The sequence below is a fragment of the Acidovorax kalamii genome, from assembly GCF_002245625.1.
Taxonomy (GTDB): Bacteria; Pseudomonadota; Gammaproteobacteria; order Burkholderiales; family Burkholderiaceae_C; genus Acidovorax; species Acidovorax kalamii.
This window is the reverse complement of sequence record NZ_NOIG01000010.1, coordinates 57852-83026: the sequence shown is the minus strand read 5'-3', so window position 1 is coordinate 83026 and position 25175 is coordinate 57852. Positions and strand designations below refer to the sequence as shown.

24 protein-coding genes and 1 riboswitch are annotated in these 25175 nt (G+C 67.0%); of the genes, 16 read left to right on the top strand and 8 right to left on the bottom strand.

The window, feature by feature from the left end; all coding sequences use genetic code 11:
• Positions 1–4: 4 nt before the first annotated feature.
• From CBY09_RS15650 to CBY09_RS15635, 4 genes are all read right to left on the bottom strand, one after another.
• Positions 5–1039: a sulfonate ABC transporter substrate-binding protein gene (locus CBY09_RS15650; RefSeq protein ID WP_094290523.1), complete on the bottom strand. Its 1035-nt coding sequence runs from the start codon at positions 1037–1039 to the stop codon at positions 5–7.
• A 33-nt stretch (positions 1040–1072) separates the two neighbouring features.
• Positions 1073–2038, bottom strand: a complete 966-nt coding sequence (locus tag CBY09_RS15645; RefSeq protein ID WP_094290522.1) for a sulfonate ABC transporter substrate-binding protein — start codon at positions 2036–2038, stop codon at positions 1073–1075.
• 174 nt (positions 2039–2212) lie between these two features.
• Positions 2213–2803, bottom strand: coding sequence for an NADPH-dependent FMN reductase (gene ssuE / locus CBY09_RS15640; RefSeq protein ID WP_094290521.1), 591 nt, complete (start codon positions 2801–2803; stop codon positions 2213–2215).
• Between the two features lie 186 nt (positions 2804–2989).
• Complete coding sequence (locus CBY09_RS15635) at positions 2990–4012, bottom strand: sulfate ABC transporter substrate-binding protein (protein ID WP_094290520.1); 1023 nt, start codon at positions 4010–4012, stop codon at positions 2990–2992.
• A gap of 158 nt (positions 4013–4170) precedes the next feature.
• On the opposite strand from CBY09_RS15635, the gene CBY09_RS15630 reads away from it, so the two are divergent.
• The 11 genes from CBY09_RS15630 (at position 4171) to CBY09_RS15580 (ending at position 15661) form a co-directional block, all read left to right on the top strand.
• A complete protein-coding gene (locus tag CBY09_RS15630) occupies positions 4171–4443 on the top strand; it encodes an oxidative damage protection protein (protein ID WP_015013765.1) in 273 nt (90 codons plus the stop codon).
• A gap of 31 nt (positions 4444–4474) precedes the next feature.
• Positions 4475–6415, top strand: coding sequence for a bifunctional tRNA (5-methylaminomethyl-2-thiouridine)(34)-methyltransferase MnmC2/FAD-dependent 5-carboxymethylaminomethyl-2-thiouridine(34) oxidoreductase MnmC1 (gene mnmC, locus CBY09_RS15625; RefSeq protein ID WP_094290519.1), 1941 nt, complete (start codon positions 4475–4477; stop codon positions 6413–6415).
• Between the two features lie 130 nt (positions 6416–6545).
• Positions 6546–7349 (top strand): sulfite exporter TauE/SafE family protein, encoded by an 804-nt coding sequence (locus CBY09_RS15620; protein ID WP_094290518.1) that lies wholly within the window; start codon positions 6546–6548, stop codon positions 7347–7349.
• Between the two features lie 24 nt (positions 7350–7373).
• On the top strand, positions 7374–9158 hold the full coding sequence (locus CBY09_RS15615; RefSeq protein ID WP_094290517.1) for a nitrite/sulfite reductase: 1785 nt from the start codon (positions 7374–7376) through the stop codon (positions 9156–9158).
• A 36-nt stretch (positions 9159–9194) separates the two neighbouring features.
• Positions 9195–9581 (top strand): DUF934 domain-containing protein, encoded by a 387-nt coding sequence (locus CBY09_RS15610; RefSeq protein WP_094290724.1) that lies wholly within the window; start codon positions 9195–9197, stop codon positions 9579–9581.
• A 50-nt stretch (positions 9582–9631) separates the two neighbouring features.
• Positions 9632–10255: a phosphoadenosine phosphosulfate reductase domain-containing protein gene (locus CBY09_RS15605; protein ID WP_094290516.1), complete on the top strand. Its 624-nt coding sequence runs from the start codon at positions 9632–9634 to the stop codon at positions 10253–10255.
• A gap of 22 nt (positions 10256–10277) precedes the next feature.
• Positions 10278–11231 (top strand): sulfate adenylyltransferase subunit CysD, encoded by a 954-nt coding sequence (gene cysD, locus CBY09_RS15600; protein WP_067511677.1) that lies wholly within the window; start codon positions 10278–10280, stop codon positions 11229–11231.
• Positions 11232–11245: 14 nt separating this feature from the next.
• Positions 11246–12619: a sulfate adenylyltransferase subunit 1 gene (locus tag CBY09_RS15595; RefSeq protein ID WP_094290515.1), complete on the top strand. Its 1374-nt coding sequence runs from the start codon at positions 11246–11248 to the stop codon at positions 12617–12619.
• Positions 12620–12730: 111 nt separating this feature from the next.
• Complete coding sequence (gene fdxA, locus CBY09_RS15590; protein ID WP_094290514.1) at positions 12731–13060, top strand: ferredoxin FdxA; 330 nt, start codon at positions 12731–12733, stop codon at positions 13058–13060.
• A gap of 19 nt (positions 13061–13079) precedes the next feature.
• Positions 13080–14150 carry an NAD(P)/FAD-dependent oxidoreductase gene (locus CBY09_RS15585; protein WP_240515744.1) on the top strand — a complete coding sequence of 357 codons (1071 nt, stop codon included), beginning with the start codon at positions 13080–13082 and terminating at the stop codon, positions 14148–14150.
• Between the two features lie 57 nt (positions 14151–14207).
• Positions 14208–14312, top strand: a riboswitch (TPP riboswitch).
• 68 nt (positions 14313–14380) lie between these two features.
• A complete protein-coding gene (locus CBY09_RS15580; protein ID WP_094290512.1) occupies positions 14381–15661 on the top strand; it encodes a purine-cytosine permease family protein in 1281 nt (426 codons plus the stop codon).
• Here the strand turns inward: CBY09_RS15580 and CBY09_RS15575 are convergent.
• The 3 genes from CBY09_RS15575 to thiD all read right to left on the bottom strand — a co-directional run bounded on the left by CBY09_RS15575 (position 15658) and on the right by thiD (position 17798).
• The gene (locus tag CBY09_RS15575; protein WP_094290511.1) at positions 15658–16110 is read right to left on the bottom strand and encodes an abscisic acid-deficient protein Aba4 family protein; all 453 of its coding nucleotides are present in this window, start codon (positions 16108–16110) and stop codon (positions 15658–15660) included. The two genes, CBY09_RS15580 and CBY09_RS15575, sit on opposite strands and share 4 nt — an antisense overlap.
• A gap of 1 nt (position 16111) precedes the next feature.
• Positions 16112–16531: a hypothetical protein gene (locus tag CBY09_RS15570; RefSeq protein WP_094290510.1), complete on the bottom strand. Its 420-nt coding sequence runs from the start codon at positions 16529–16531 to the stop codon at positions 16112–16114.
• A 388-nt stretch (positions 16532–16919) separates the two neighbouring features.
• Positions 16920–17798 carry a bifunctional hydroxymethylpyrimidine kinase/phosphomethylpyrimidine kinase gene (gene thiD, locus CBY09_RS15565; protein ID WP_094290509.1) on the bottom strand — a complete coding sequence of 293 codons (879 nt, stop codon included), beginning with the start codon at positions 17796–17798 and terminating at the stop codon, positions 16920–16922.
• A gap of 286 nt (positions 17799–18084) precedes the next feature.
• On the opposite strand from thiD, the gene thiO reads away from it, so the two are divergent.
• The 4 genes from thiO (at position 18085) to thiE (ending at position 21199) form a co-directional block, all read left to right on the top strand.
• Positions 18085–19212 carry a glycine oxidase ThiO gene (thiO, locus tag CBY09_RS15560; RefSeq protein WP_094290508.1) on the top strand — a complete coding sequence of 376 codons (1128 nt, stop codon included), beginning with the start codon at positions 18085–18087 and terminating at the stop codon, positions 19210–19212.
• Positions 19209–19406, top strand: coding sequence for a sulfur carrier protein ThiS (gene thiS, locus CBY09_RS15555; RefSeq protein ID WP_094290507.1), 198 nt, complete (start codon positions 19209–19211; stop codon positions 19404–19406). Before thiO ends, thiS begins: the two co-directional genes overlap by 4 nt.
• Before the next feature lie 82 nt (positions 19407–19488).
• Complete coding sequence (locus CBY09_RS15550) at positions 19489–20298, top strand: thiazole synthase (RefSeq protein ID WP_094290506.1); 810 nt, start codon at positions 19489–19491, stop codon at positions 20296–20298.
• Positions 20291–21199 (top strand): thiamine phosphate synthase, encoded by a 909-nt coding sequence (gene thiE, locus CBY09_RS15545; RefSeq protein WP_094290505.1) that lies wholly within the window; start codon positions 20291–20293, stop codon positions 21197–21199. Before CBY09_RS15550 ends, thiE begins: the two co-directional genes overlap by 8 nt.
• A gap of 157 nt (positions 21200–21356) precedes the next feature.
• Here thiE and CBY09_RS15540 read toward each other — a convergent pair whose 3' ends face one another.
• Positions 21357–23564, bottom strand: coding sequence for a hypothetical protein (locus CBY09_RS15540; RefSeq protein ID WP_338025257.1), 2208 nt, complete (start codon positions 23562–23564; stop codon positions 21357–21359).
• 72 nt (positions 23565–23636) lie between these two features.
• Between CBY09_RS15540 and CBY09_RS15535 the strand changes: the two genes are divergently transcribed.
• Positions 23637–25160 carry a 3-hydroxyacyl-CoA dehydrogenase gene (locus CBY09_RS15535; protein ID WP_094290504.1) on the top strand — a complete coding sequence of 508 codons (1524 nt, stop codon included), beginning with the start codon at positions 23637–23639 and terminating at the stop codon, positions 25158–25160.
• Positions 25161–25175: the final 15 nt, after the last annotated feature.

Below are 25175 nucleotides of genomic sequence, written 5' to 3'. Positions count from 1 at the left end.
TTTTTCAGGGCCGGGCCGTTGCAGACGCCAGCTGCGCTGCCGCTGGCCGCCACACGATGTCGGCCACGTTCACGGGCTTCGGGATCAGGCCGAGCTTGAAGAACGCATCGGCCACGCGCTGCTGGTCGGCCACGGTGGCGGGCGAGAGCAGCCCCACGGGAGACGAGGGGCGGCGCTGGATGAACAGGCTCACCACGCCCGCGTCCAGGCCGCTGAAGTCGGAAATGAGCTTGATCGCGTCCTTGCGCGCCTCTTGCGCCAGGCGGTCGGCACGGCTGAGCTCTTCAAACAGCACGCGCAGCACTTGCGGGTGGGCTTGCACGAAGGGGCGGGCCGCCAGGTAAAACGAGTTGTTGCTACTCGCCAGGTCGCGGCCAGTCGCAAGGACTCGGGGCTGGATGGCCAGCTCGGTGGCGGCGTAGAACGGGTCCCAGATGGCCCAGGCGTCCACGCTCTTGCGCTCGAACGCGGCGCGCGCATCGGCTGGCGTCAGGTACACGGGCTGGATATCGGCCCACTGCAGCCCTGCCCGCTCCACCGCACGCACCAGCAGGTAGTGGGCGCTGCTGCCCTTTTGCACGGCAATGCGGCGGCCCTTCAGGTCGGACAGGGTGCGCAGGGGCGAGTCCTTGAGCACCAGCAGCGCGGAGCTGTCGGGCTTGGGCGGTTCGGCGCCGACGTAGAGCAGGTCTTTGCCAGCGGCCTGGGCAAACACGGGGGGCGAGTCGCCAGTCAGGCCGAATTCGAGGCTGCCGACTGACAGGGCTTCGAGCAGCTGTGGCCCGGCAGGGAACTCCAGCCAGCTCACGCGGGTGCCGGGGAAGCGCTTCTCCAGCACGCCCTGCTGCTTGAGGATGACCAGGTTGACGGCCGACTTCTGGTAGCCGATGCGCAGTTGCTCGGGGCCCTGCAAGGCCGGGCCATGCGCTGTGGAGCTTTGTGCATGGGCGTAGCGGCTGGCCAGCACCCAGTGGAAGGCGGTGACGCCCAGCAGCTGCAGCGCGCGGCGGCGCTCATTGCTCAAGGGAAGGTGGGTCATGGTGACTCCTTGCAGTGCTTTGTGAGCCCGCCCTCAAAGGTCCACCGGCGCTGCGTGCAGCAGGTTGAGCTTTTTAGGGATGAGCTTGAGGTCGAAGAAGGTGTCGGCAATCGCCTGCTGCTCGGACAGGATCTCGCGCGTGACGGGCGCAGTGCCGAAGCGGGCGCGGCTCAGGTACAGGTCGGTGATGGATTTGTCCAGGCCCAGCACGGCCGACAGCTCGGCAGCGGCGGCGTCCTTGTTCTTGGACACCCAGGTGTCGATGGCATTGACCTCTTCGATGGCAATGCGCAGCACGTCGGCGTTTTTGGTGGCGAAATCGCGCGAGGTGAAGTAGTAGGCGCGGTTGTTGACCACGCCCGTGGCATCGACCAGCAGACGCGCGTCGAGCTGCTTTTGCGCGGCGGCGAGGAAGGGGTCCCAGATGATCCAGGCATCGATCGCGCCGCGTTCAAACGCGGCCCGCGCGTCGGCCGGGGCCAGGAAGATGGATTGCACGTCGCCGTATTTCAGGCCGTTCTTCTCCAGCAGCTTGACCAGGAAATACTGCACGTTGGAGCCCTTGTTGTAAGCCACTCGCTTGCCCTTGAGGTCGGCCACGCTGCGGATGGGCGAATCCTTGGGCACGATCACGGCCTCCAGTGCGGGGCGCGGCACGGTGGCACCGGTATAGACCAGCGGCGCGCCAGCGGCCTGGGCAAAGATGGGCGGGGCTTCGCCCACATCGCCAAAGTCGATGGAGCCGACATTGAGGGCTTCGAGCTGAACGGGGCCCGCGTTGAACTCGGTCCAGGTCACCTTCACACCCAGCGGGGCCAGGCGCTTTTCGAGCGTGCCACGGCCCTTGAGGATGGAGAGCCAGCCCTTTTGGTGGCCCACGCGCAGTACGCGGCCAGCGTTTTGCGACCAGGCCTGAGGCGCTGCGACGGTGGCGGTGGTGGCGGCAACCGCAGCCAGCAGCTGGCGGCGTTGCAGGGAGAAGCGGTTCAGTTCGTTCATGGTACGGATTCCAGATTCAAAACAGGTGATGGATGGGCGAGCAGGCTGGGTTGGCAGCAGGCGGCACACCGCCCTGCCCGCGCACCCGGCGCAGCAAAAAAATCAAAATAAAGAGGACGAAGGGGAGGAAAGCAGGCGCTGGCACCACGGCAGGGCCGCAGCGCCAGGCCTGTGTCAGACGCTACATCGCACCTGCGAGAACGGAACCGGCGCAAACCGCGTGGCCTGGGCGGGCGACGGGCGCAGGGTTTCGGTCACAAGCACATTCACCGCGTCGTCCAGGCGGGCCGCAATATCGGCCTGCACGTGATAGCTGCCCTCGGGCGTCAGCGTGACCTGGGCATCGGTGGCGTAGATGCCAGGCAAGATGCTTTTGGCGCCCAGCGACTGCAGCACGGGGCGCAGCGCGTAGTCGAGCGCCAGCATGTGGTGCGGGCTACCGCCCGTGGCCAGGGGCAACACAGTCTTGCCCTTGAGGGCCGTTTGCGGCAGCAGGTCCAGAAACACCTTGAGCACACCGCTGTAAGCCGCTTTGTAGACCGGGGTGGCCACCACCAGCACGCTGGCATCGGCCACCTGGTCGATGGCATGCACCACCGTGGGGTGGCCAAAGTCGGCCAGCAGCAGCGCCTGGGGCGAGAGGTCGCGGATGTGGATGCGGTCCACCAGCGCACCGCGCACCGAAAGGCGCTGGGCCACGGCATCCAGCAAGGCGGCGGAGCGGGAACGCTCGGAGGGGCTGCCAGCGATGAGCAAGGCGGACATGGTGTGGATTCCTTGATTACTACTGTTTTGATAGCTATCAGCGCTTGATGGACGCGCGCAGAAGGCTGTTTTTTCTTATTAAAAGGACGTACAGCGCCCCACCCGGCCCGCCCGGGCTGGGTCTCTTGCATGGAGATCGGGGCACTGCCCACCCGCGCACAGAGGCGGGCGGGCTTGCCGGCTTACTTACTTGCGGGTGTAGATCTGGTCAAAGCTCGCGTTGTCGGCAAAGTGGTCCTTGGCCGCCTTGTCCCAGCCACCGAACGCGTCGTTGATGGTGAACAGGTTCAGCTTGGGGAACTGCTTGGCGTACTTGGCCTTGGCTTTGTCAGAGACAGCGGGACGGTAGAAGTGCTTGCCCGCAATGTCCTGGCCTTCTTCGGTGTAGAGGTACTGCAGGTAGGCCTCGGCCACGGCACGGGTGCCCTTCTTGTCCACGTTCTTGTCCACCACCGACACGGCGGGTTCGGCCAGGATGGAGATTGAAGGTGCGATCACATCGAACTTGGTGCCGAACTCCTTTTCGAGCAGGTAGGCCTCGTTCTCCCAGGCGATCAGCACGTCGCCCTGGTTGCGCTGAGCGAAGGTGATGGTGGAGCCACGCGCGCCGGTGTCCAGCACGGGCACGTTGCCATACAGCTTGGCTACGAAGTCCTTGGCCTTGGCGTCGCCACCGTACTTGCGCTTGGCGAATTCCCACGCGGCCAGGTAGTTCCAGCGCGCGCCGCCCGAGGTCTTGGGGTTGGGGGTGATCGCCTTCACGTCAGCACGCACCAGGTCGTCCCAGTCCTTGATGCCCTTGGGGTTGCCCTGGCGCACCACCAGCACGATGGTGGAGGTGTAGGGCGAGCTGTTGTGTGGCAGGCGCTTTTGCCAGTCCTTGGGAATCCAGCCGCCGTTGGTGTGCAGCGCATCGGTGTCGCCCGCCAGGGCCAGCGTGGCCACGTCGGCGTCCAGCCCGTCGATGATGGAGCGTGCCTGCTTGCCCGAGCCGCCGTGGCTTTGCTTGATGGTCACGTCCTGGCCGGTCTTGGCCTTCCAGTGCTTGGCAAACGCCTGGTTGAACTCCACGTACAGCTCGCGCGTCGGGTCGTACGACACATTGAGCAACGTCACAGACTGTGCAAACGACGGCAATGCCGTCAGGGCCAAACTGCCCACCAGGGCGGCGGCGAAGGGAAACTTGATAAAGTCGCGGCGAAAGTTCATGGAAGGGCCTCTTTTGTGAATGTGTTGCGGTGCAAATCACCGATGGAACGCATTCTGGAAGGCCCTCTTCAAAACTGGAACTACTGAGATTTCAGTTCTTAATATCCAAATCATCTGAGCGAAGCCTTTTTCGCTCACCCCCATTGCAAGGAATTCCCATGGCACGCACCGTTCAATGCATCAAGCTCGGCAAGGAAGCCGAAGGCCTCGACTTTCCGCCCTACCCCGGCGAACTGGGCAAGCGCATCTGGGAAAGCGTGAGCAAGGAAGCCTGGGCAGGCTGGCTCAAGCACCAGACCATGCTGGTCAATGAAAACCGCCTGAACCTGGCCGATGCGCGCGCCCGCCAGTACCTGGCCCGCCAGATGGAGAACCATTTCTTCGGCAGCGGTGCAGACGCCGCAGCGGGCTACGTCCCCCCCAGCGCATAAAGCTGCCTGCATACGCACAGTTCAGCCTGTCATGTCCGAGCCCGTTGACTGGCTGCCGGACGGCACTCCCTACAGCCCTCGCTTCGGCGACCGCTACCACAGCGAAAACGGCGGCCTGGACCAGGCCCGCCGGGTGTTTCTGCACGGCTGCGGATTGCCCGCCAACTGGGCCGGGCAGCCGCAGTGGCGCATTCTGGAAACCGGTTTTGGCTTTGGCCTGAACTTTCTGGTGACATGGGCTGCCTGGCGGGCCGACCCAGAGCGCCCAACTCTGCTGCACTTCGTGTCGACCGAAGCGTGGCCCGTGAGTGCCGACGATCTGCTGCGCGCCACCTCGGTCCACCCCGAACTGGCGCCGCTGGCAGAAGCACTGCACCAGCAATGGTGGGGCCTGCTGCCGGGCGTGCACCGCCTGCGTTTTGACGAGGGCCGGGTGCTGCTCACCCTGTATGTGGGCGACACCCAGGCCATGCTGCGCCAGCAGAACCTGGTGGTGGATTCCATCTACCTCGACGGCTTCAGCCCCCAGCGCAACCCCGAAAGCTGGGACCTGCACACCCTGAAGGCCGTGGCGCGCTGCTGCCGGCGCGGTACCCGCCTGGCCACCTGGACCATTGCCCGCGCCGTGCGTGATGCGCTGGCGCAATGTGGCTTTGAAGTGGCCCGTGTGCCCGGCGTGCCGCCCAAGCGCGACAACCTGCATGCCACCTTCAACCCGCGCTGGGAGCCACGCACCACGCGCCAGCCTGCGGTGGCGCCCGAACCCGCCCTGCCAGGCCCCTGCATCGTGATCGGCGGGGGCATTGCGGGCGCCTCCGCCGCCGCCAGCCTGGCCCGGCGTGGCTGGCTGGTCACGGTGCTGGACCAGGCCCCCGAGCCCGCGGCGGGCGCCTCAGCCCTGCCCGCCGGGGTGTTCGCCCCCCATGTGTCGCCCGATGACAGCGTGCTGTCGCGCCTGTCGCGCAGCGGCATCCGCGCCACGCTGGAGCAGGCCCGCTGGGTGCTGAACGAGGGGGTGGACTGGGCGCACTGCGGCGTGCTCGAACACCGTACTGATGGCACCCCCGGCCTGTCACCCAACTGGCCCCAAGGGCCGGGCGCCGCCTGGAGCGAGCCCACGCCCCCCGCTGCCCTGGCCGCGGCCCAGTTGCCGCCCGACGCAACCGCCTGCTGGCACCACCAGGCGGGCTGGGTGCGCCCAGCGCGCCTGGCCAGGGCCCTGCTGGGCCAACCCGGCATTCAATGGCAGGGGCATTGCGCGGTGGCCCAGTTGCGGCGTGTGGAAACGCCCACCGCCACCTGGCAGGCAATCGATGCCCAGTGCCGGGTGCTAGCGGAGGCTCCCACCGTGGTGATTGCCGCAGGCGCGGGCAGCCTGGCCTTGCTGAACCACCGCTGGCCCCTGCAGCCGGTGCGCGGGCAGGTGTCCTGGGGCCAACATGCCGACCCGTCAAAGCCGCTGCTGCCGTGGATTCCGTTCCCGGCCAACGGCAACGGCAACCTGGTGCCCCGGTTTCCGCTGGGCGATCAAGCCGATGGCGACCAGGGCTGGGTGATGGGCTCAACATTCGAGCGCGATGTGCAGGCGCTGCCGCCCACCGCCTCCGACATCCACGCAGCCCACGCCACCAACTGGGCCAAGCTGCAGGGCCTGCTGCCCGGCGTCGCACCGCATTTGGAGCCCTTGTTCACCGAAGCACTAAACGACCCAGCTTCCCAGCCGCCCACCTGCGTGCCCCCGGCCCTGCGCACCTGGGCCGCTGTGCGCTGCACCGCGCCCGACCGTCTGCCCATCGTGGGCCGCGTGGACCCGGTGCACCTGCCCGGGCTGTGGGTCAGCACCGCCATGGGCGCACGCGGGCTCACGCTGGCGCTGCTGTGCGGCGAACTGCTGGCCGCCCGGCTGCAAGGTGAGCCCTTGCCCATCGACGCACGGCTGGCCAAGGCACTGGGCACCGAGCGCCTGCCGTGATGCGGACGCCGCAAGCCCCTTGCGGCAGCACCCGCCAGCCCGCGCCAATCCTTGCTTATAAACAAATTGGCATATTGGCAGAGCAAAACAATAGTTTGCATCCATAAGAAGCCCCTCTACATTCGCCGCCATGCATGAATTGGCGTTTGTATTCGCGGGCTTTGCTGTCGGGCTGATCGTTGGCCTGACGGGTGTGGGCGGTGGCTCGCTGATGACGCCGATCCTGATCTTCTTCTTTGGAGTGAAGCCGCACATGGCCGTGGGCACCGACCTGCTGTTTGCAGCCTTTACCAAGATGGGCGGCACGGTGAGCCTGGCCCGCCAGCGCCTGGTGCCCTGGAAAGTGGTGGGCCAGCTGTGTGCTGGCAGCATCCCGGCGGCATTGCTGGCGCTGTGGGCGCTCAAGGTGATGGGGCCGACCAGCGGCACGGCGCAAAGCATCATGACCACCACGCTGGGTTTTGCCCTGCTGCTCACGGCGGCCGCCACGCTCTACAAGGTGGTTGCGTTTTCTGCCCAGCGCCAGGCAGCCGAAGCAGCCGCCCGCAAGACCCATGCTGGCGACGCCACCCGCCCCCGCCACTGGAGCCTGCCCGTGCTGCTGGGCGCCGTGATCGGCACGTTGGTCACGTTCACTTCGGTGGGCGCCGGTGCCATCGGCGTCACGGTGCTGCTGCTGGTCTACCCCCTGCTGCCGCTGCCGCGCATCATCGGCGCCGACATTGCCTACGCCGTGCCCTTGACCCTGGTGGCAGGGCTGGGACATGCGTCGCTGGGCTCGGTGGACTGGCCTTTGCTTGCACAATTGCTGGCTGGCTCGCTACCGGGCATCTGGCTGGGTTCGCGCCTGGTCACCCGCACGCCTGAGCGCCTGATCCGCTCCGCCCTGTCCGTCTTGCTGGCCTGGGCAGGCTTCAAATTGATTCTGATTTAGGAACCACCCGGTTCTCGCCCCACGATGTACCAATACACAGAATTCGACACCCAGTTCGTGCAGCAGCGCGCTCACCAGTTCCGCGACCAGCTCACGCGCTGGCAGACAGGCAAGCTGAGCGAGGACGACTTCCGCCCCCTGCGCCTGCAAAACGGCTGGTATGTGCAGCGCTACGCGCCCATGCTGCGCGTGGCCGTGCCTTACGGTGAAATCGCCAGCCGCCAACTGCGCGTGCTGGCACAGATTGCCCGCGAATACGACGAACCCGAAGCCGCCGTCTTCAAGGCCGCCATGGAAGGCCAGGGCAAGCTGGGCACCACCTTTTTGCCCACGCACTGCGCCCACTTCACCACCCGCACCAATGTGCAGTTCAACTGGATTCCGCTGTCCAAAAGCGCTGACGTGATGGACCTGCTCGCCAGCGTGAACCTGCACGGCATCCAGACCAGCGGCAACTGCATCCGCAACACCACCACCGACGCCCTGGCGGGCATCGCAGTGGACGAGATCGTGGACCCGCGCCCCTATGCGGAGCTGATCCGCCAGTGGTCCACGCTGCACCCCGAGTTCGCGTTTTTGCCCCGCAAGTTCAAGATCGCCATCACCGGTGCCAAGGACGACCGCGCCGCCACCGGCTGGCACGATGTGGGCCTGCACCTGGTCAAGAACGGTGCGGGTGAGATCGGCTTCAAGGTGTTTGTAGGCGGAGGCATGGGCCGCACGCCGGTGATTGGCACCGTGATCCGCGAGTTCCTGCCCTGGAACCAGATCATGAATTACATCGAGGCCATCGTGCGCGTGTACAACGAGCACGGCCGCCGCGACAACAAGTACAAGGCCCGCATCAAGATTCTGGTGAAGTCTGAAGGCCAGCAGTACATCGACGATGTGGAAGCCGAATACCGCCAGATCCTGGAGATCGACGGCGGCCCCCACACCATCCCGCAGGCCGAGTTTGACCGCGTGGCCGCATGCTTTGTGGCACCGAAGCTGGCGGACATTGCCGACGTGGCGCCCGAGGCCCTGCAGACACAGCTGGACGCGCAGGCTGCAGAGCATGTGATGTTTGGCCGCTGGCTCAAGCGCAATGTGCACGCCCACCAGAACCCGCAGCTGCGCGCTGTCACGCTGTCGTTCAAGCGCCCCGGCCAGTCGCCCGGCGACGCCACCAGCGACCAGCTCATCGCCCTGGCCGACCTGGTGGACAAATATTCCGCTGGTGAAGCACGCGTGACCCACGACCAGAACGTGCTGCTGCCCTGGGTGCACGCCAGCCGCCTGTTTGCACTTTGGGAAGAAGCCAGGGCCCTGGGCCTGGCCAGCGCCAATGTGCAGTTGCTCACCGACATGATCGCCTGCCCCGGCGGCGACTTCTGCGCATTGGCCAACGCCCGCTCGCTGCCGATTGCCGAAGCCATCACCCAGCGCTACCAGGACCTGGACGAGCTGGACGACATCGGCGAGATCGATCTGCACATCAGCGGCTGCATCAACAGCTGCGGCCACCACCACAGTGGCCATATCGGCATCCTGGGCGTCGATAAAGACGGCAAAGAGTGGTACCAGGTGACGCTGGGCGGCTCCGATGGCTCCGACCTGTCGGGCGCTGCCGTGGCAGGCAAGGTGATTGGCCCTTCGTTCTCGGCCGCTGAAGTGCCGGATGTGATCGAGGCCGTGCTGAACACCTACCGCGACCTGCGCGAAAGCGGCGAGACTTTCCAGAACACCGTGCGCCGCGCGGGCCTGGACCCCTTCAAGGAAGCCGCCAAGCTCGCCCGCCACAAAGACGAAACCCTGGCCACGGCCTGAAGCCGCACAGCCCCCGATCCCGGAACGATGATGAACCTGAAACTTCTCGCATCCCACGAACACCAGCCCCCGGCAGAAGGCGACGCCCGCGTGGTGGCGCTGGCCAACGATGCCGACGCCATGGCACTGCCGCTGGAAGGCGTGGAGCGTGTGGACCTGCACTTTCCCAACTTCACCGATGGCCGCGCCTTCAGCCAGGCCTTCCTGCTGCGCCGCCGCCGTGGCTTCAAGGGCGAAATCCGCGCCACCGGCGATGTGCTGATCGACCAGCTGGTGCAGATGCAGCGCACGGGTTTTTCCAGCGCTGTGTTGCGCGAGGGCGTGGACGCTGCCGATGCGCAGCGCCAGTTTGAACGCTTCCCTGGCTTCTACCAGGGCGACGCCGTGAACCCCCAACCCCTGTTTGCGGCCAAGGCCGCCTGATAGGCGCACCGCCCACGCGCCCGCTGCACCGAAACACGAGCCCCCTCACCATGAGCCACATCGATCTCGCACGCATCAACGCGGAACTCGGCCGCAACGCCGAGGGCCTCGTCGCCTGGGCCCTGGGCCTGGGCCAGAGCCCCATCGTCACCACCAACTTCCGGCCGTTCGAAGCGGTGATCCTGCACATGGTGTCGCGGGTGAACCCCGATGTGCCCGTGGTCTGGATGGACAACGGCTACAACACCGAAGCCACCTACCGCTTTGCCGACGAGGTGACCAAGCAGCTGGGCCTGAACCTGAAGATCTACCTGCCCCGCCGTTCGCGCGCCCACCGTGAAGCGGTGGACGGCCCTACGCCCGCGCTGGACGACCCACGCCACGCCGCCTTCACCGAAGAGGTGAAGCTGGAACCTTTTGCCCGCGCCCTGCGCGAAACGGCGCCCAAGGTCTGGTTTACCGCGCTGCGCGCCACCGACACCGCCGTGCGCGCGCAGATGGACGCGGTGAGCATCAACCCCGATGGCCTCATCAAGGTCGCACCGCTGCTGCACTGGTCGTCCAAGGAGCTGCACGAATACTGCGTGAAGCACGGCCTGCCCAACAACTTCGACTACGTGGACCCCACCAAAGGCGAAGACAACCGCGAGTGCGGCCTGCACATTGCGCACTGATCCGCCCGCCCAAGGCCCGACCATGAACGCCCGCACCGACTCAGCGCTGCTTGAGAAAACCAACAACATGAGCTACCACCTCAACAACTCCCACCTCGACGCCCTGGAAGAAGAAACCATCTTCATCCTGCGCGAAGTCGCCGCCGCCTTCGAGCGCCCCGCCCTGCTGTTCTCCGGCGGCAAGGATTCGCTGGTCATGCTCAAGTGCGCCGAGAAGGCTTTTGGCGCGGGCCGCATCCCCTACCCGCTCTTGATGATCGACACGGGCCACAACTTCCCCGAAGTCACGGACTTCCGCGACTTCCGCGCGAAGGAACTGGGCGCCGAACTCATCGTGCGCAGCGTGGAAGATTCGATGGCACGCGGCACCGTGCGCCTGGCCCACCCGGGCGAGTCGCGCAACGTGCACCAGTCCGTCACGCTGCTCGAAGCCATCGAAGAATTCCGCTTTGACGCCCTCATCGGCGGTGCCCGCCGCGACGAGGAAAAGGCGCGCGCCAAGGAGCGCATCTTCAGCCACCGCGACAGCTTCGGCCAATGGCAGCCCAAGGCCCAGCGCCCCGAGCTGTGGACCCTGTTCAACACCCGCCTGCAGCCCGGCGAGCACTTCCGCGTGTTCCCCATCAGCAACTGGACCGAGCTGGACGTGTGGCAGTACATCGACCGCGAGCAGATCGGCCTGCCCAGCATCTACTACACGCACAAGCGCCAGGTGGTGGACAAGAAGGGCCTGCTGATGCCCGTGACCGAGCTGACACCAGCGCGCGAAGGCGACGTGGTGGAAACGCGCGACGTGCGCTTCCGCACCGTGGGCGACATCACCTGCACCGCACCGGTGGAGAGCACCGCCGCCACCCCGGCCGAGATCGTCATCGAGACCCTGGCCGCCGACGTGAGCGAGCGTGGCGCGACCCGTATGGACGACAAGACTTCCGACGCTTCGATGGAGAAGCGCAAAAAAGACGGCTATTTCTGAGACGGGCACTTCTGATGACTACTACTAATTCGATAGCTGCCAACGCATACCAGACGGGCGGTGAAGCCCAAAATGATCATGTTTCCGCCCTCAAGTTCATCACCTGTGGCTCGGTGGACGACGGCAAGAGCACGCTGATCGGCCGCCTGCTGGTGGACAGCAAGGCCGTGCTGCAAGACCACCTGGCTGGCGTGCAGCGCCAGGGCGAAACCGACCTGGCCCTGCTGACCGACGGCCTCAGCGCCGAGCGCGAACAGGGCATCACCATCGACGTGGCTTACCGCTACTTCGCCACCGAAGAGCGTAAGTTCATCATCGGCGACGCGCCCGGCCACGAGCAGTACACCCGCAACATGGTGACGGCCGCCAGCAGCGCCGACGCCGCCGTGGTGCTGGTCGATGCGACCAAGCTCGATTGGAAGAACCCCAGCCTGGCCCTGCTGCCGCAGACCCGCCGCCACAGCCTGCTGGTGCACCTGCTCCGCGTGCATTCGCTGGTGTTTGCCGTGAACAAGCTCGACGCGGTGGAAGACCCCGCGCTGGCCTGGAAGCACATTCAGGGCGCGTTGCAAGCCTTTGCCCAGGCCGCTGGCATCACCGTGCGGGCCACGGTGCCCGTGTCCGCCCTCAAGGGCTGGAACGTGGTCGATGCCCATGCCGGCTGGTGCGGCTACACCGGCCCCACGCTGCTGCAAGTGCTGGAAGAACTGCCCAACACGCCCGCCGACACGGCGCTGGCCCCCGCCTTCCCGGTGCAGTGGGTCGAAAAGTTCTCATCCTCATCCGATACCAGCCAGGGCCGCCGCGTGTTCTGGGGCCGTGTGGCTGCGGGCACCTTCGCGCCCGGCACCGCCGTGCAGATTTTCCCCAGCGGCCAGCTGGCCACCGTGGCCCAGGTGCTGGACCACGCCCGCCGCCCCAAGTACGTGCCCGCAGGCACCAGCGCGGGCATCATCCTGGACCGCGAGGTGGACGTATCGCGCGGCGACTGGATTCTGGCCGCGCCCACGGCTGCTGCGGCGCCGGCGGCCGACGATGACTTTGGCGATACACCCGCCGCCACCCCGGCCTGGCCTGCCAGCCGCGAACTGCAGACCACCATCGCCTGGATGGACGACGACCCCCTGGTTGCGGGCCGCGTTTACTGGGCACTGCACGGACACCGCTGGGTCAAGGCCAAGGTGAAAGCCGTGGTGCACAAGCTCAACATCAACACGCTGGCTGAAGAAGCCGCCACGCAGCTCGACCCCAACGCCATTGGCCATGTCCAGCTCGTGCTGCAAGAGGCCATCCCGGCTGCCGCCTTCGGCCAGGCCCGCGTGCTGGGCTCGCTGATCCTGGTGGACACCGCCAGCCACAAAACCGCTGGCGCCGTGCTGGTCCACTGACCCAAATCAGCCCCCCCCCCAGTCACCCCATCGGGGTGAGGGACCCTGTAACCAAAGGTCGGTGAAAGCTTTTAAAATCGAGGGTTTTCACCGACCCACACAACTCCTGTCATGACCCACGTCGTCTCCGAAAACTGCATCAAGTGCAAGTACACCGATTGTGTGGACGTGTGCCCCGTGGACTGCTTCCGCGAAGGCCCGAACATGCTCGTCATCGATCCTGACGAATGCATCGACTGCGCCGTGTGCATCCCCGAATGCCCGGCCAATGCCATCTTTGCGGAAGAAGACCTGCCCGCAGACCAGATCGCCTTCATCAAGCTCAACGCCGACCTGGCCTTTGCCGACGGCTGGAAGAGCATCACCAAGCGCAAGCCCGCGCTGCCCGACGCCGATGAGTGGAACGGCAAGCCCGGGAAAATCAAAGATCTGGTGAAGTAAGCCAAACAGGCGCCCCTTGGTGAACCCGGCTTTGCAAACGCCCGCCGTTGTAGAGACTGACGCGGTCGTCATCGGCGCAGGCCCCGTGGGCCTGTTCCAGGTCTTCCAGCTGGGCCTTCAAGGCATCACCGCCCACCTGATCGACGCCCTGCCCCATGCGGGCGGCCAATGCGTCGAGCTGTACGGCGACAAACCCATCTACGACATCCCGGGCATCCCCGTGTGCACCGGGCGCGAGCTGGCCGGCCTGCTGCTCCAGCAGATCGCGCCGTTCAAGACCCAGTGGCACCTGAACACGCTGGTGTCTGCCCTCACCGTACAAGCGGACGGGCGCCTGCTGGTCGAAACCTCGCAAGGCGCACAACTGCTGGCCCGCAGCGTGTTCATCGCCGCAGGCGTGGGCGCCTTCGTGCCACGCACGCTCAAGGTGGACGGCATCGAGCGCTTTGTGGGCACCCAGCTGCACTACCAGAACCTCCCCGCCAGCTTGGATGTGGCCGGGCGCCACGTGGTAGTGCACGGCGGCGACGAGCCCGCCGTGGCCCGCGCCGTCGAACTGGCAGAGCAAGGCCAGGCCGCCCGCATCAGCCTGCTGCACCGCCGCGACGTCTTCCAGGCGCCTGAAACCTTGCTGCAACGCCTGCAGCAATTGCGCGACGCAGGCCGCATCCACGTCGAGGCCGCACAGATCACCGGCATTGACACCGTGGGCGACCGCCTCACCGCACTACAGGTGATGGATGCGGATGGCAGCACCCGGGCCCTGACGCTGGACCTGCTGGTGGCCGTGCTGGGCATCTCACCCCGCCTCGGCCCCATCGCCGACTGGGGCATCGCCATGGATCGCAAGCAGCTGGTGGTGGACACCGAAGCCTTCCGCACCAGCGCGCCCGGCATCTACGCCGTGGGCGACATCAACACCTACCCCGGCAAACGCAAGCTCATCCTGTGCGGCTTCCACGAGGCCACGCTGGCCGCCTTCGGCGCCGCCGAGGCGCTCAAGGGCGACAAGGTGGCGCTGCAATACACCACCACCAGCCCGCGCCTGCACCAGTTGCTGGGCGTGGCGCCCGCCCCTGCTGCCGCCTGACCGGGCGCACAGCGGCCACACACGCCACTACAATCCGCAGCGCGCTGTTTTTGCAAGCGCTACCGCTAGGGGTGTCGATGTGGGCCTGCCCACTTCGACTGAGAGAGTCCCTTTGAACCTGATTGAGATCATCCTCGCGCAGGGAAGCAAGTCCGCCATTGCACGGCTCTGAACACGTCAGGGCGCACCGGTGGGCGGCCCCTGCTCTGTATCTGCTTACGGAGCCCACCATGTCCTCATCCCCCGCCACGCACGCTACCAACGAAGCGCTGGCCCCCGTCTCCTCCGACCGCCGCGTCTTCCAGTGGCATGACCACGCCTCGCTCTGGTTCAGCCTGGGCGTGGGCCTGTTGGTCATGCAGGTGGGCGCGTACCTGATGCCCGCGCTGGGCACCAAAGAGGCGCTGATTGCCATCGTCGCCGGCTCCATCGTCGGCGCAGGCCTGCTGGGCTGGGTCGCCAAGCTGGGCTGCGACAGCGGCCTGGCCAGTGCGGGGCTGATGCACGCCGTGTATGGCCGCACCTTTGCCAGCCTGCCCATCATCCTGAACATCGTGCAGCTGGTGGGCTGGGGCACGTTCGAGCTGGTAGTGATGCGCGATGCCACCGTGGCCATTGGCCAGCAGTCGGGCAGCATGGCCGGTGCCCACTGGCCGGTGCTGGCGACGCTGCTGTGGGGCGGCGTGGTGATGCTGCTGATCAGCGGCTCCATGGTGCAGCTGGTGCGCAAGGTGATTGCGCGCGTGGCGCTGCCGCTGGTGGTGCTGTCGCTGCTGTGGCTGTCGTGGCAGTTCTTGTCGCTGGCCCAGGCCCAGGGTTTTGAAGCGCTGTGGACGCGCCAGGGCGCAGGCGGCATGGGCGTGTTGCCCGCGCTGGACCTGGTGATCGCCATGCCGATTTCGTGGCTGCCCCTGGTGGCCGACTATGCGCGCCATGGCAAGAACGGTGGCTCGGCATTGCGCGGCACCTGGCTGGGCTATGCGCTGGCCAACATGTGGTGCTACAGCCTGGGTGTGCTGGTGGCGCTGACCTTGCCGAGCAAGGACCTTGTGCAGGCGCTGCTGCTGGCCCAGGGTGGGCTGATCGCGCTGTCGCTGATCCTGATCGACGAAGTGGACAACGCCTATGGCGACACCTATTCGGGCGCCGTGTCGGCCCATAGCCTGCTGCCACGTTTTGGCGTGCGCGCCTGGGGCCTGCTGGTGGCCGCGCTGTGCACGGGGCTGGCGCTGGTGCTGCCCATGCACAGCCTGGAGCCGTTTTTGCTGCTGCTCAGCTCGGTGTTCGTGCCGCTGTTTGGCGTGATCCTGGGGCGCCTGGCCTTTGGCACCGATGCAACCGCCCTGCTGGCGGCCGCGCGCAAGGTGAATGTGGTGCCCGTGGCCATCTGGCTGGCGGGCATTGCGGTGTACCACCTGGCGCCCAAGGTGCTGCCGGGTGCGGGCTCGGCCCTGCCAGCGCTGGCGTTCAGCTTTGCGCTGGCCTGGGCCACCCGGCCGCGCAGCCGCTAACGGCCAGGGCCCGCAGGGGATGGCTGGGCCCCTGCCAGCCGTGTGGCCAGGTACAGCAGCAAACCCAAGGGGCCATACATGAAGGTGGCGGGCAACAAGACCAGCAGCGGCCACCGCGCCCGACCGCGCGCCAGAACATCGGCGGCCATCCAGTGCCCGACCCACAAGTCGAATGCCAGAAAATGCACCCAGCCGCCCAGCACCTTGCCGGGCACGGCAAACAGGGCCTGCACGGCAGCCAGGCCGGAAAAGCCCCCGCCCGGTGCAGAGCCCCAGTGCATGACCAGCAACCAGGCGTACAGGGCGCACAGTGCAGCAGGCACCCAGCGCCCCGCTGCCACCATCAGTGACGCCCGCAAGCGGCCCGGCGGCGCGATGACCGCCACACCCAGCGCCAGCCAGCCCAGCATGGCACCTACGCTGGCCACGGAAAAGAGGGTTTCGTTCATCTCAGCGCTCCCCCTCGCGGCCCCTTTGGCGCTCTGGCACCGGCCACACCACAGCCCCTTGGTGGCCAACCCGTGTCACCAGCCCGCCATGGGCCGAAGCGAACTGCGCGGCCTGCTGTTCGCCCACAAACCAGTGCTTCAGCATGGCCGTGCTGCGCTGTGCCGCCACCGACAACACCACCGACTGGGAGTCCAGGCCGGACAGGGCCTGGCTGTAGGCCTCCCAGCCCGCATGGCCCGCCTCAAAGGCCAGCATCCTCAGCACATGCTTGCGCTGAAGGCTTGCGCGATCGCGGAACAGCGCCTGCAAGGGGCAGGCCGGAACCGCACGCGCGGCCAGCAGCCGCCGGAGCACCGGCAAGGACTCTGACAGCGCGTCGGATGTGGCAGCGCGGTGCAAACGCTTGGCCTCACGCAGCATGGCGGCTTGTGCAGGAGAAGACGCAGGATGGGAGGAAGGCGACGGCGACAAGGCTTTGGCAGCAACGCGCGGTCCGCGAGCAAAAAGAGAGGGCATACCAGCTCCAGAAACAGGTGGCTCATCTCGCTGCGGGCCACGGAGGGTATGCAAGCCAGGCTTGCGGAAGGGAAAAGAAAAAGGTGCTTGCGCTTTTGCGAGGTGGGCGGCCTTTCAGCCCGGCGCGGATTGTACGGCACGAGGCCGCGCGCCCCGCCAAGGGGCAACCGCAGATTTCAGCAGTGGTTTCAGCGCCGGGGCGGCTTCCCGCTAGCTACAGAAAAAACTATCATTTTGATAGCAACAAGCGCATGATGGACGAGCGCAAGCTGCCAAAAATGTGCGTAAACCGTCAGCCCTGCACTGCCACCTGCGGCAGCGGCGCATAGCCATGGCTCAGCGGGCCATGGCCGCGCCCGGTGGTCACATCGGCACCGGCGGCAATGGCGCCCAGGATGTAGGCTCGGGCGCGTTCCACTGCCTGCGGCAGGGGCGCGCCCAGCGCCAGGTGCGATGCGATGGCTGACGACAGCGTGCAGCCGGTGCCGTGGCCGTTGTGCGTGGCAATGCGCTGCGATGCCAGGCGCTGGCAGGTGCCGTCTGGCAGGGCCAGCACATCCACCACCCAGTCTCCGGGCAGGTGCCCGCCCTTGAGCAGCGCGGCCGGGGCGCCCAGCGCGCGCAGGGCCTGCGCAGCGGCGTCCAGCGCATCCACCCCGTCGATCTTGCGCCCCAGCAGCCAGCCTGCTTCGTCCAGGTTGGGGGTGATCACCTCAGCCAGCGGGAACAGCTCCTGCACCAGCACGCCCACCGTTTCCTGCGCGATCAGGCGGTCGCCGCTGGTGGCGACCATCACCGGGTCCAGCACCACATGGGGCAGCTGGTAGCTGCGGATGGCATCGGCCACCACACGCACCACCTCGGGCGAATGCAGCATGCCGATCTTGACGGCGTCCACGCCGATGTCCTGCACCACCGCGTCGATCTGCGCCTTGAGCATCTCGGGCGGTACGCCGTGAATGCCTGTCACGCCACAGGTGTTCTGCGCGGTGATGGCGGTGATGGCCGTCATGCCGTAGCAGCCCAGGGCGCTGAAGGTCTTGAGGTCGGCCTGGATGCCCGCGCCGCCGCCGCTGTCGGAGCCTGCGATGGAAAGCACACGCACATAGCGGCGTGTGGAAGGCATGGACGGCACAGACGAGGAAGAGGACGGCGGGGTCAAAGAAGTCATGGCAAAAATTATGGCCTATGCGCCAGCGCAAAAAGAGTGGTGCGGGCTTGTGCTGTAATTTGATTTTTCCGGACGAAACAGGGGTGTCCCGCCGTTTAGAAGCTGTTCTAAGGTGTGCGACTGAGAAATACCCTGGGGCCCGCAGCAACACTGCACACCATGGCCCCGCTACCCGATCCAGATCATGCTGGCGTGGGGAGTTTCTTTTCAAGCGGCACAGCCCCGTTTTGTCCCCATGCACCTTGCTCGCACCTCGTTTGCAGCACACGGACAGACCACAACGCCTATGCCACTGTCACCCTCCTCCTTTGCCATCCTGGGCGCAGGCCTCATGGGCCGCCTGCTTGCAGTGGAGCTGGCCCGCCAGGGCCACCGCGTGGACATCCATGACGCGGGCAGCCCCGCCGCCGAAGGCTCGGCCGCCACGGTGGCCGCCGCCATGCTCGCGCCCCTGGCCGAATCGGCCATCACCGAACCCGGCGTGGTGCGCATGGGCCACCATGCCCTGGCCCGCTGGCCGCAGCTGCTGGCGCCGCTGGCCGAGCCGGTGTTCTTCCAGCAGGCAGGCACGCTGATCGTGTGGCACCGGCAGGATACCGCCGAAGCCCAGCGCCTGACGCGCCAGCTGGAGGCCAACCAGCACACCGTGCCCGAGCTGCCCCGGCTTGAAAAGCTGGACAGCGACGGCCTGGCCCAGGCCGAGCCCACGCTGGCCCACCGCTTTGCCCAGGGCCTCTACCTGTCCGGTGAGGGCCAGCTGGACAACCGCCAACTGCTGGCGGCGCTGGTGGTGGAGATGCAACGCCTGGGCGTGCGTGCGCACTGGCACAGCCCGCAGTCGCCCGACACCTTCAGCCCCGGTGCCCCCGGCCAGCCCGACTGGGTGCTGGACTGCCGGGGCCTGGGCGCCAAGAGCCAGTGGAGCGCGCTGCGCGGCGTGCGCGGCGAGGTGGTGCGCATCCACGCGCCCGATGTGACGCTGCAGCGCCCCACGCGGCTGGTGCATCCGCGCTACCCCATCTACATCGCACCCAAACAAGACCACCTGTTTGTGATCGGCGCCACCGAGATCGAATCCGACGACCTCTCGCCCGCGAGCGTGCGCTCCACGCTGGAACTGCTGAGCGCTGCCTATGCCGTGCACCCCGGCTTTGCCGAAGGCCGCATCCTGGAGCTCGCCACGCAGTGCCGCCCCACGCTGCCCGACAACCTGCCCGCCATCCGCCAGACGCAGCCGGGCGTGCTGGAGATCAACGGCCTGTACCGCCATGGCTTCATGATCGCCCCGGCGATGCTGGATGTGACCCTGGAAGTGCTGAACACAGGACAATCGCAGCTTTCGCAACGTTTTGACCTCGCGCTGAACCTGGCTCCTGCAACCGTGCCCGCCACCAGCGCTGCCGCTCTCGCATGAACATCTCCATCAACCAGACCCCGCACGAACTGCCCGAAGGCGCCACCGTGGCCGACGCCGTGGCCGCCATCGAGGCGCGCCCGCCTTTTGCCGTGGCGGTGAACACCACCTTTGTGCCCAACACCGCCTACGCCGCCCACCGGCTGCAGCCCGGCGACCGCGTGGAAATCATCTCGCCCGTGACCGGGGGCTGATGCAGCGCCTGAAATTTGAAGGAAAAAGGCCCTCTGCGCGCGTCCATCAAGCCCTGATAGCTATCAAAAACATAGTAACCAAATGACCACTCCGACGCCCCAAGACCCGCTGGTGCTGTATGGCCAGCAGTTCACCAGCCGCCTGCTGCTGGGCACCTCGCGATACCCCTCGCCCGCCGTGCTCGAAGCCGCCGTGTTGCGCGCGCAGCCCGCCATGGTCACCGCCTCGCTGCGCCGCCAGGGCAGCAACCCGGCCGAAAGCGGGAGCAGCTTCTGGGATCTGCTGCGCAAGCTCAACGTGCCCGTGCTGCCCAACACCGCTGGCTGCCACAGCGCGCAAGAGGCCATCACCACCGCCCAGATGGCACGCGAGGTGTTCAACACCCCGTGGATCAAGCTGGAACTGATCGGCGATGACTACACCCTGCAGCCTGACACGCTGAACCTGGTGGGCGTGGCCGAACATCTCATCAAGGAAGGTTTTCAGGTGCTGCCGTACTGCACCGAAGACCTGGTGCTGTGCCAGCGCCTGGTGGATGTGGGCTGCCAGGCCGTGATGCCCTGGGCCGCGCCCATCGGCACCGGTCGGGGCCCCGTCAACCCCTACGCGCTGCAGACGCTGCGCGAGCGCCTTCAAGTCCCCATGCTGGTGGACGCGGGACTGGGCCTGCCATCGCACGCCTGCCAGGTCATGGAATGGGGCTATGACGGCGTGCTGCTGAACACCGCCGTGGCCCTGGCGCAGGACCCCGTGGCCATGGCTGGTGCATTTGCCGATGCCGTGGGCGCCGGGCGCGCAGCGCGCCTGGCAGGCGCCATGGCCGCGCAGGATGCCGCCCAGCCCAGTACCCCCGTGCTGGGCACCCCTTTCTGGCACCACGCCCATGCATGACACCCCCGCCCTGGCGCACGCCATCCTGAGCCACCACGCAGCCACCTTTGCGGGTTTTGCGCCCGAGCCCGTGCCTGCCCCCACCTCGCAGGAGCCGGTCTACCTGGCCGCGCTGCAAGCCTGCAGCCAGCTGGGCTTCATCGCCCACGACGCCGAATGCCTGGCCCGGGCCTGGCAGGCGCGCGCCCTGCGCACTGGCGCGGCGCAGCCCGAGGTGTGGCCTGACGCCCCTGAGGACTTCGGCCTGCAGCCTCTGCCCCGCGCCCACCAGTTCGCGCCCTGCCCCGAGCGCCTGGGCCTGTACGCCGTGCTGCCGGACGCCACCTGGGTGGGCCGCATGGCCCGCGCAGGTGTGCCCACGGTGCAGCTGCGCTTCAAGTCCGACGATGCGGCCGCGATTGAACGGGAAGTGCGCGCCGCCGTACAGGCCGTGCAGGGCACAGGTGCGCTGCTGTTCATCAACGACCACTGGCGCGTGGCCATCGACGTGGGTGCCTACGGTATCCACCTGGGCCAGGAAGACCTGGACGCGCTGAAAGCCGACGAGTTGCAGGCGCTGCGCAACTCGGGCCTGCGCCTGGGCGTCAGCACCCACGGCTATGCCGAAATGGTGCGCGCCGATGCCGTGGGCCCCAGCTACATCGCCATGGGGGCCGTGTTCCCGACCACGCTCAAGAAAATGGCCACGGCGCCCCAGGGCGTGGGTCGGCTGGGGGTGTATGCGCGGCTGATGCGGCACTACCCGCAGGTGGCCATTGGCGGCATTGGCGCCGAGCAGTTTGCGCAGGTGCTGGCCACGGGGGTGGGCTCCATCGCCGTGGTGCGGGCGCTGGTGAACGCGGCAGATCCTGAAAGCGCTGCGGCCCAGTTGATGCAGCACATGGCGCCCACGCCCGTCTGAAGGCTGCCCCAGGGCCTGGCACACAACGCCAGGGACTGAAGGTACTGCGCCATGCGGTGGCGGCGGTGCATTGACGTGGCATCCAACCCACCTGATGCCGCCCACGCAGCGCGTGCCGAGGCGCCACAGCAGGCCCTGGGCCGCTGGCCCAGGCCTTTTACTTGCTGCGATCGGCCTTGTGTTTCATCTGCTCCAGTTCCAGCCGCAGTTCCATCAGGTCGTTCTCCATGCCAAAACCCACGGCCTGCCCGGAGGATGGCGGGGGCGTCACCGGCACAGGCGGAAGGTCGCTGAGGGTCAGGTGCAGGGGTTCGGACAGGTCGAGGTCCAGGGGCGCATTGCCACTGTCTGCGCCCATGGCCGCCGGGGCGGTGGACACGGGGGCGCTGTTGTTCGCCGGAGCAGTGCGTGGCGGCATGGCCCCAAAGTCAAACTCCAGGCTGGCTGCGAGCGAATCCAGCGGCGCGTCGTCCCGCAACGATGCAGCCACTGCCGGAGCAGAGGCCACGGACGGTTCGGCCACCAGGGCTTCGACCCGGGGCGGTGCCAGCGGGGTGGTCCGCTTGCGTGGCGGGGGCTCGCCCCGTGCACTGGCAGGGGTGGTCTGCGCGATGGACAGCAGCAGCAGCAGGTCGTCGTAGGCCGCCAGGTCAAACGGCTCCACCGCTTCGGCCCCGGTGCGGCGGAACAGGAACTTCTCCAGCAACCCCAGCACTTCGGCGGATGTCCACGCAGCTTCGATCTCGGCCAGCGCATCGGTGTAGTGGTAGAGCATGCGCCCCGTGCGGTGGAAGCCGGAAAACTCCGGCACCTGCGCATTGAAGGACTGCATGAACTGCGCACGCAGCTGGGCAAACTCGTCCACGCGGCTGAGCGTGTGGTACAGCTGCAAAAGCTCCAGATAGGCCAGCGGCGAAGTCTCGCGGTGCTCTGCGATGTGGTTCTTCAAGACTTCGATGGCCTGCTGGTGCTCGCCCACCGAAATGAAGAATTCAGCCTGCTGCTGGATGTCAAAAAGCTCTTCAGGGTTGACGATGTGCAGCGATGCCGATGCCGCGGCGGGTGATGGCGGCGCCACCGGTGGCCTGGGCAGCGGCACGGGTGCGCTGACCACCGTGGTTTTAGAGGCAGCGCTGCTGGCTACCGCCGCCACCGGCACCGGGCTGGGCGCAGGGACGGTGACTGGCGATGACGGCCCCGTGGAGGCGGGGCCTTCGTCGGGCAAAGGCTGGGTGTCGGACGGCAGCCAGGAATCTGCGGGATGGGGTGCCAGGCCCAGCGCTTCCTCGGCCACGGCGGCATCGCGCGCGCCCAGTGCCACCGAGTCACCCCAGGCCCGCACGGCGTTCTGGGAGGCATTGCGCAGGCGCACCCACATCCACGCAACCCCGAGCAGGGCCAGCGCCAACAAGGCCCCCAGCGCATACACGATGGCCGCCGGAAAGCGCTCTTGCTCTGCCAACTCCAGCTGCTGCTGCAACTGCGCGGCGGCAGCACGGTCTTTGGCGGCCTGCGCGCGCAGGGCTGCGGCCTCGGACTCCAGCGTTTTCAGTTGCTCGCTGTCCTTGAGCAGGGTTTCTGGCTGCGCGTTCAGCGACTTCCACAGCGCAATGGCTTGTGCGCGCTGCACCGACATTTCCTCGGACGGCGTGACCATGAGTTCGGTGCTGGAACGCAGCGGGACCGGGCTGTCCAGCCAGATGTCCAGGGGCTCCAGCACCAGGCGGGGGCGCTGGGCCGGCGCGACCCCAGCCGCCAAGGCCTTGGTGGGGGCCGGTGCGCGGGCAACAGGCCGCGCAGGGGCTGGGGCTGCAGGCCGTGCCACGGTGGGCGCCCGGGGTGCCGGGGGTTGGCGCGTGGCTTGCCGGTCGGCAGGGGCTGGTGCCGCACGGCTGTCTGGTGCCGCCGCCGGGGGCTGGACGGCCTCGCCCCCTCTGGCAGCGGGCAGGCGCGACAGATCCACCGGCAGCGCCGAGGCCGAGCGCGTGGCAGTGGTCGGAAGGTCAGAGAGAAATGTGTATGTGCGTGTGGTTTTGCCAGCGCACCCGGCCGTGAGGGTCACGGTGAGCACGGGTTCATCCAGGGAAACGGATGCCATGACCCGCACACCCGATGGGCGCCCCCGCACTTCAGGCAGGGGGATGACGCGTACCTTGCTGTCGCCAATCGCGTTGTCGCCCGCCACCAGCTTCGCTGAGACGCAGGAAGACGCGACATCCGAGCCCGGGTCGGGCTGCAATTCAAACGTCAGATCGACAGGAGATCCCAACACCACCGTGCCGCTGCCACTGCCCAGCGACAGTGCCGACGCACCAGCTGCGAACACCCACAGCCCCGGCCCAAAAATAGTGTTACGGATTTTCACAATAAGTTCTGTTCCTGGTCTGAGGCATTCTTGCACACAAGTCCCAGATAAGGCCAGAGCCATAATGGCGCTATGAAAATTCAGTTTCCCACCATCGCCATCGTGGGCACCGGCGCCATGGGCCGGGGCATTGCCCAAATCGCAGCCCAGGCCGGCAGCCAGGTTTTTCTGCTGGATGCCAACCCCGGCGCCGCCGATGCGGCCCAGGCAGCACTCCAGGAACAATGGAACAAACTGGTGGCCAAAGGCCGCATCGATGCCGCGCAGGCCAGCGAGCTGGTAGCGCGGCTGCACCCCGTCAAGGCCGTGACCGACCTGGCGAGCTGCGATCTGGTGGTGGAGGCTATCGTGGAGCGCCTGGACGTGAAGAAGGCGCTGTTTGCCGAGCTGGAGGCCGTGGTCCGCCCGGATGCCGTGCTGGCCACCAACACCTCCTCCCTGTCCGTCACCGCCATCGGCGCGGGCCTGCAGCGGCCCGAGCGCCTGGCAGGCTTCCACTTCTTCAACCCGGTTCCACTCATGAAGGTGGTGGAAGTGATTGCCGGGCTCAAGACCGATGCCGCCGTGTGCACCGCCCTGGCCGCCTATGCCAAGCAAATGGGCCACACGCCCGTGCAGGCGCAGGACACGCCCGGCTTCATCGTGAACCACGCCGGGCGCGGCTTTGGCACCGAGGCGCTGCGCATCGTGGGCGAAGGCGTGGCCGACTTCGCCACCATCGACCGCATCCTGCGCGACCAGGTGGGCTTCAAGCTCGGTCCGTTCGAGCTGATGGACCTCACGGCACTCGACGTCTCCCACCCGGTGATGGAATCCATCTACCGCCAGTACTACGACGAACCCCGCTTTCGCCCCAGCGTGATCACGGCGCAGCGTCTGGCCGGTGGCATCGTGGGCAAGAAGGTGGGCGAAGGCTTTTACCGCTATGTGGACGGCGTAGCCCAGGTGCCCGCCGAAGCCCCAGTGCCTGTGGTCAACGACATCCCGCCCGTCTGGGTGTCTCCGCGTGCTGCCCGGCGCGCCGAGCTGTACCAGTTGCTCAAGGACCTGGGCGCCACCATCGAGACGGGCCAATCCCCCTCACCCCACGCCATCACGCTGGTGGCGCCGCTGGGCTTTGACGTGACCACAGTGGCCGTGGTGGAGCGGCTGGACCCGGCGCGCACCATTGGCATCGATATGCTCATCGACGACGCCGCCACCAAGCGCCGCGTGCTGGCCACCAACCCCGCCACGCGCGTGGACATCCGCAACGCGGCACATGCGCTGTTTGCGCGCGATGGCAAGGCTGTGAGCGTGATCCGCGACAGCGGCGGCTTTGTTACCCAGCGCGTGGTGGCCACCATCGTCAACATCGCGGCCGACATCTGCCAGCAAGGCATCTGCTCGCCCAAGGACCTGGAGACCGCCGTCACTCTGGGCCTGGGCTACCCGCTGGGCCCATTGGCCATGGGCGACCGCTGGGGCCCCACGAACATCCTCGAAGTGTTGTTCAACATGCAGACCGTGTATGGCGACACCCGCTACCGCCCCAGCCCCTGGCTGCGCCGGCGCGGTGCCATCGGCCTGAGCCTCACGCATGTAGAAGAAAACTGAACGCCCGCACCAAGG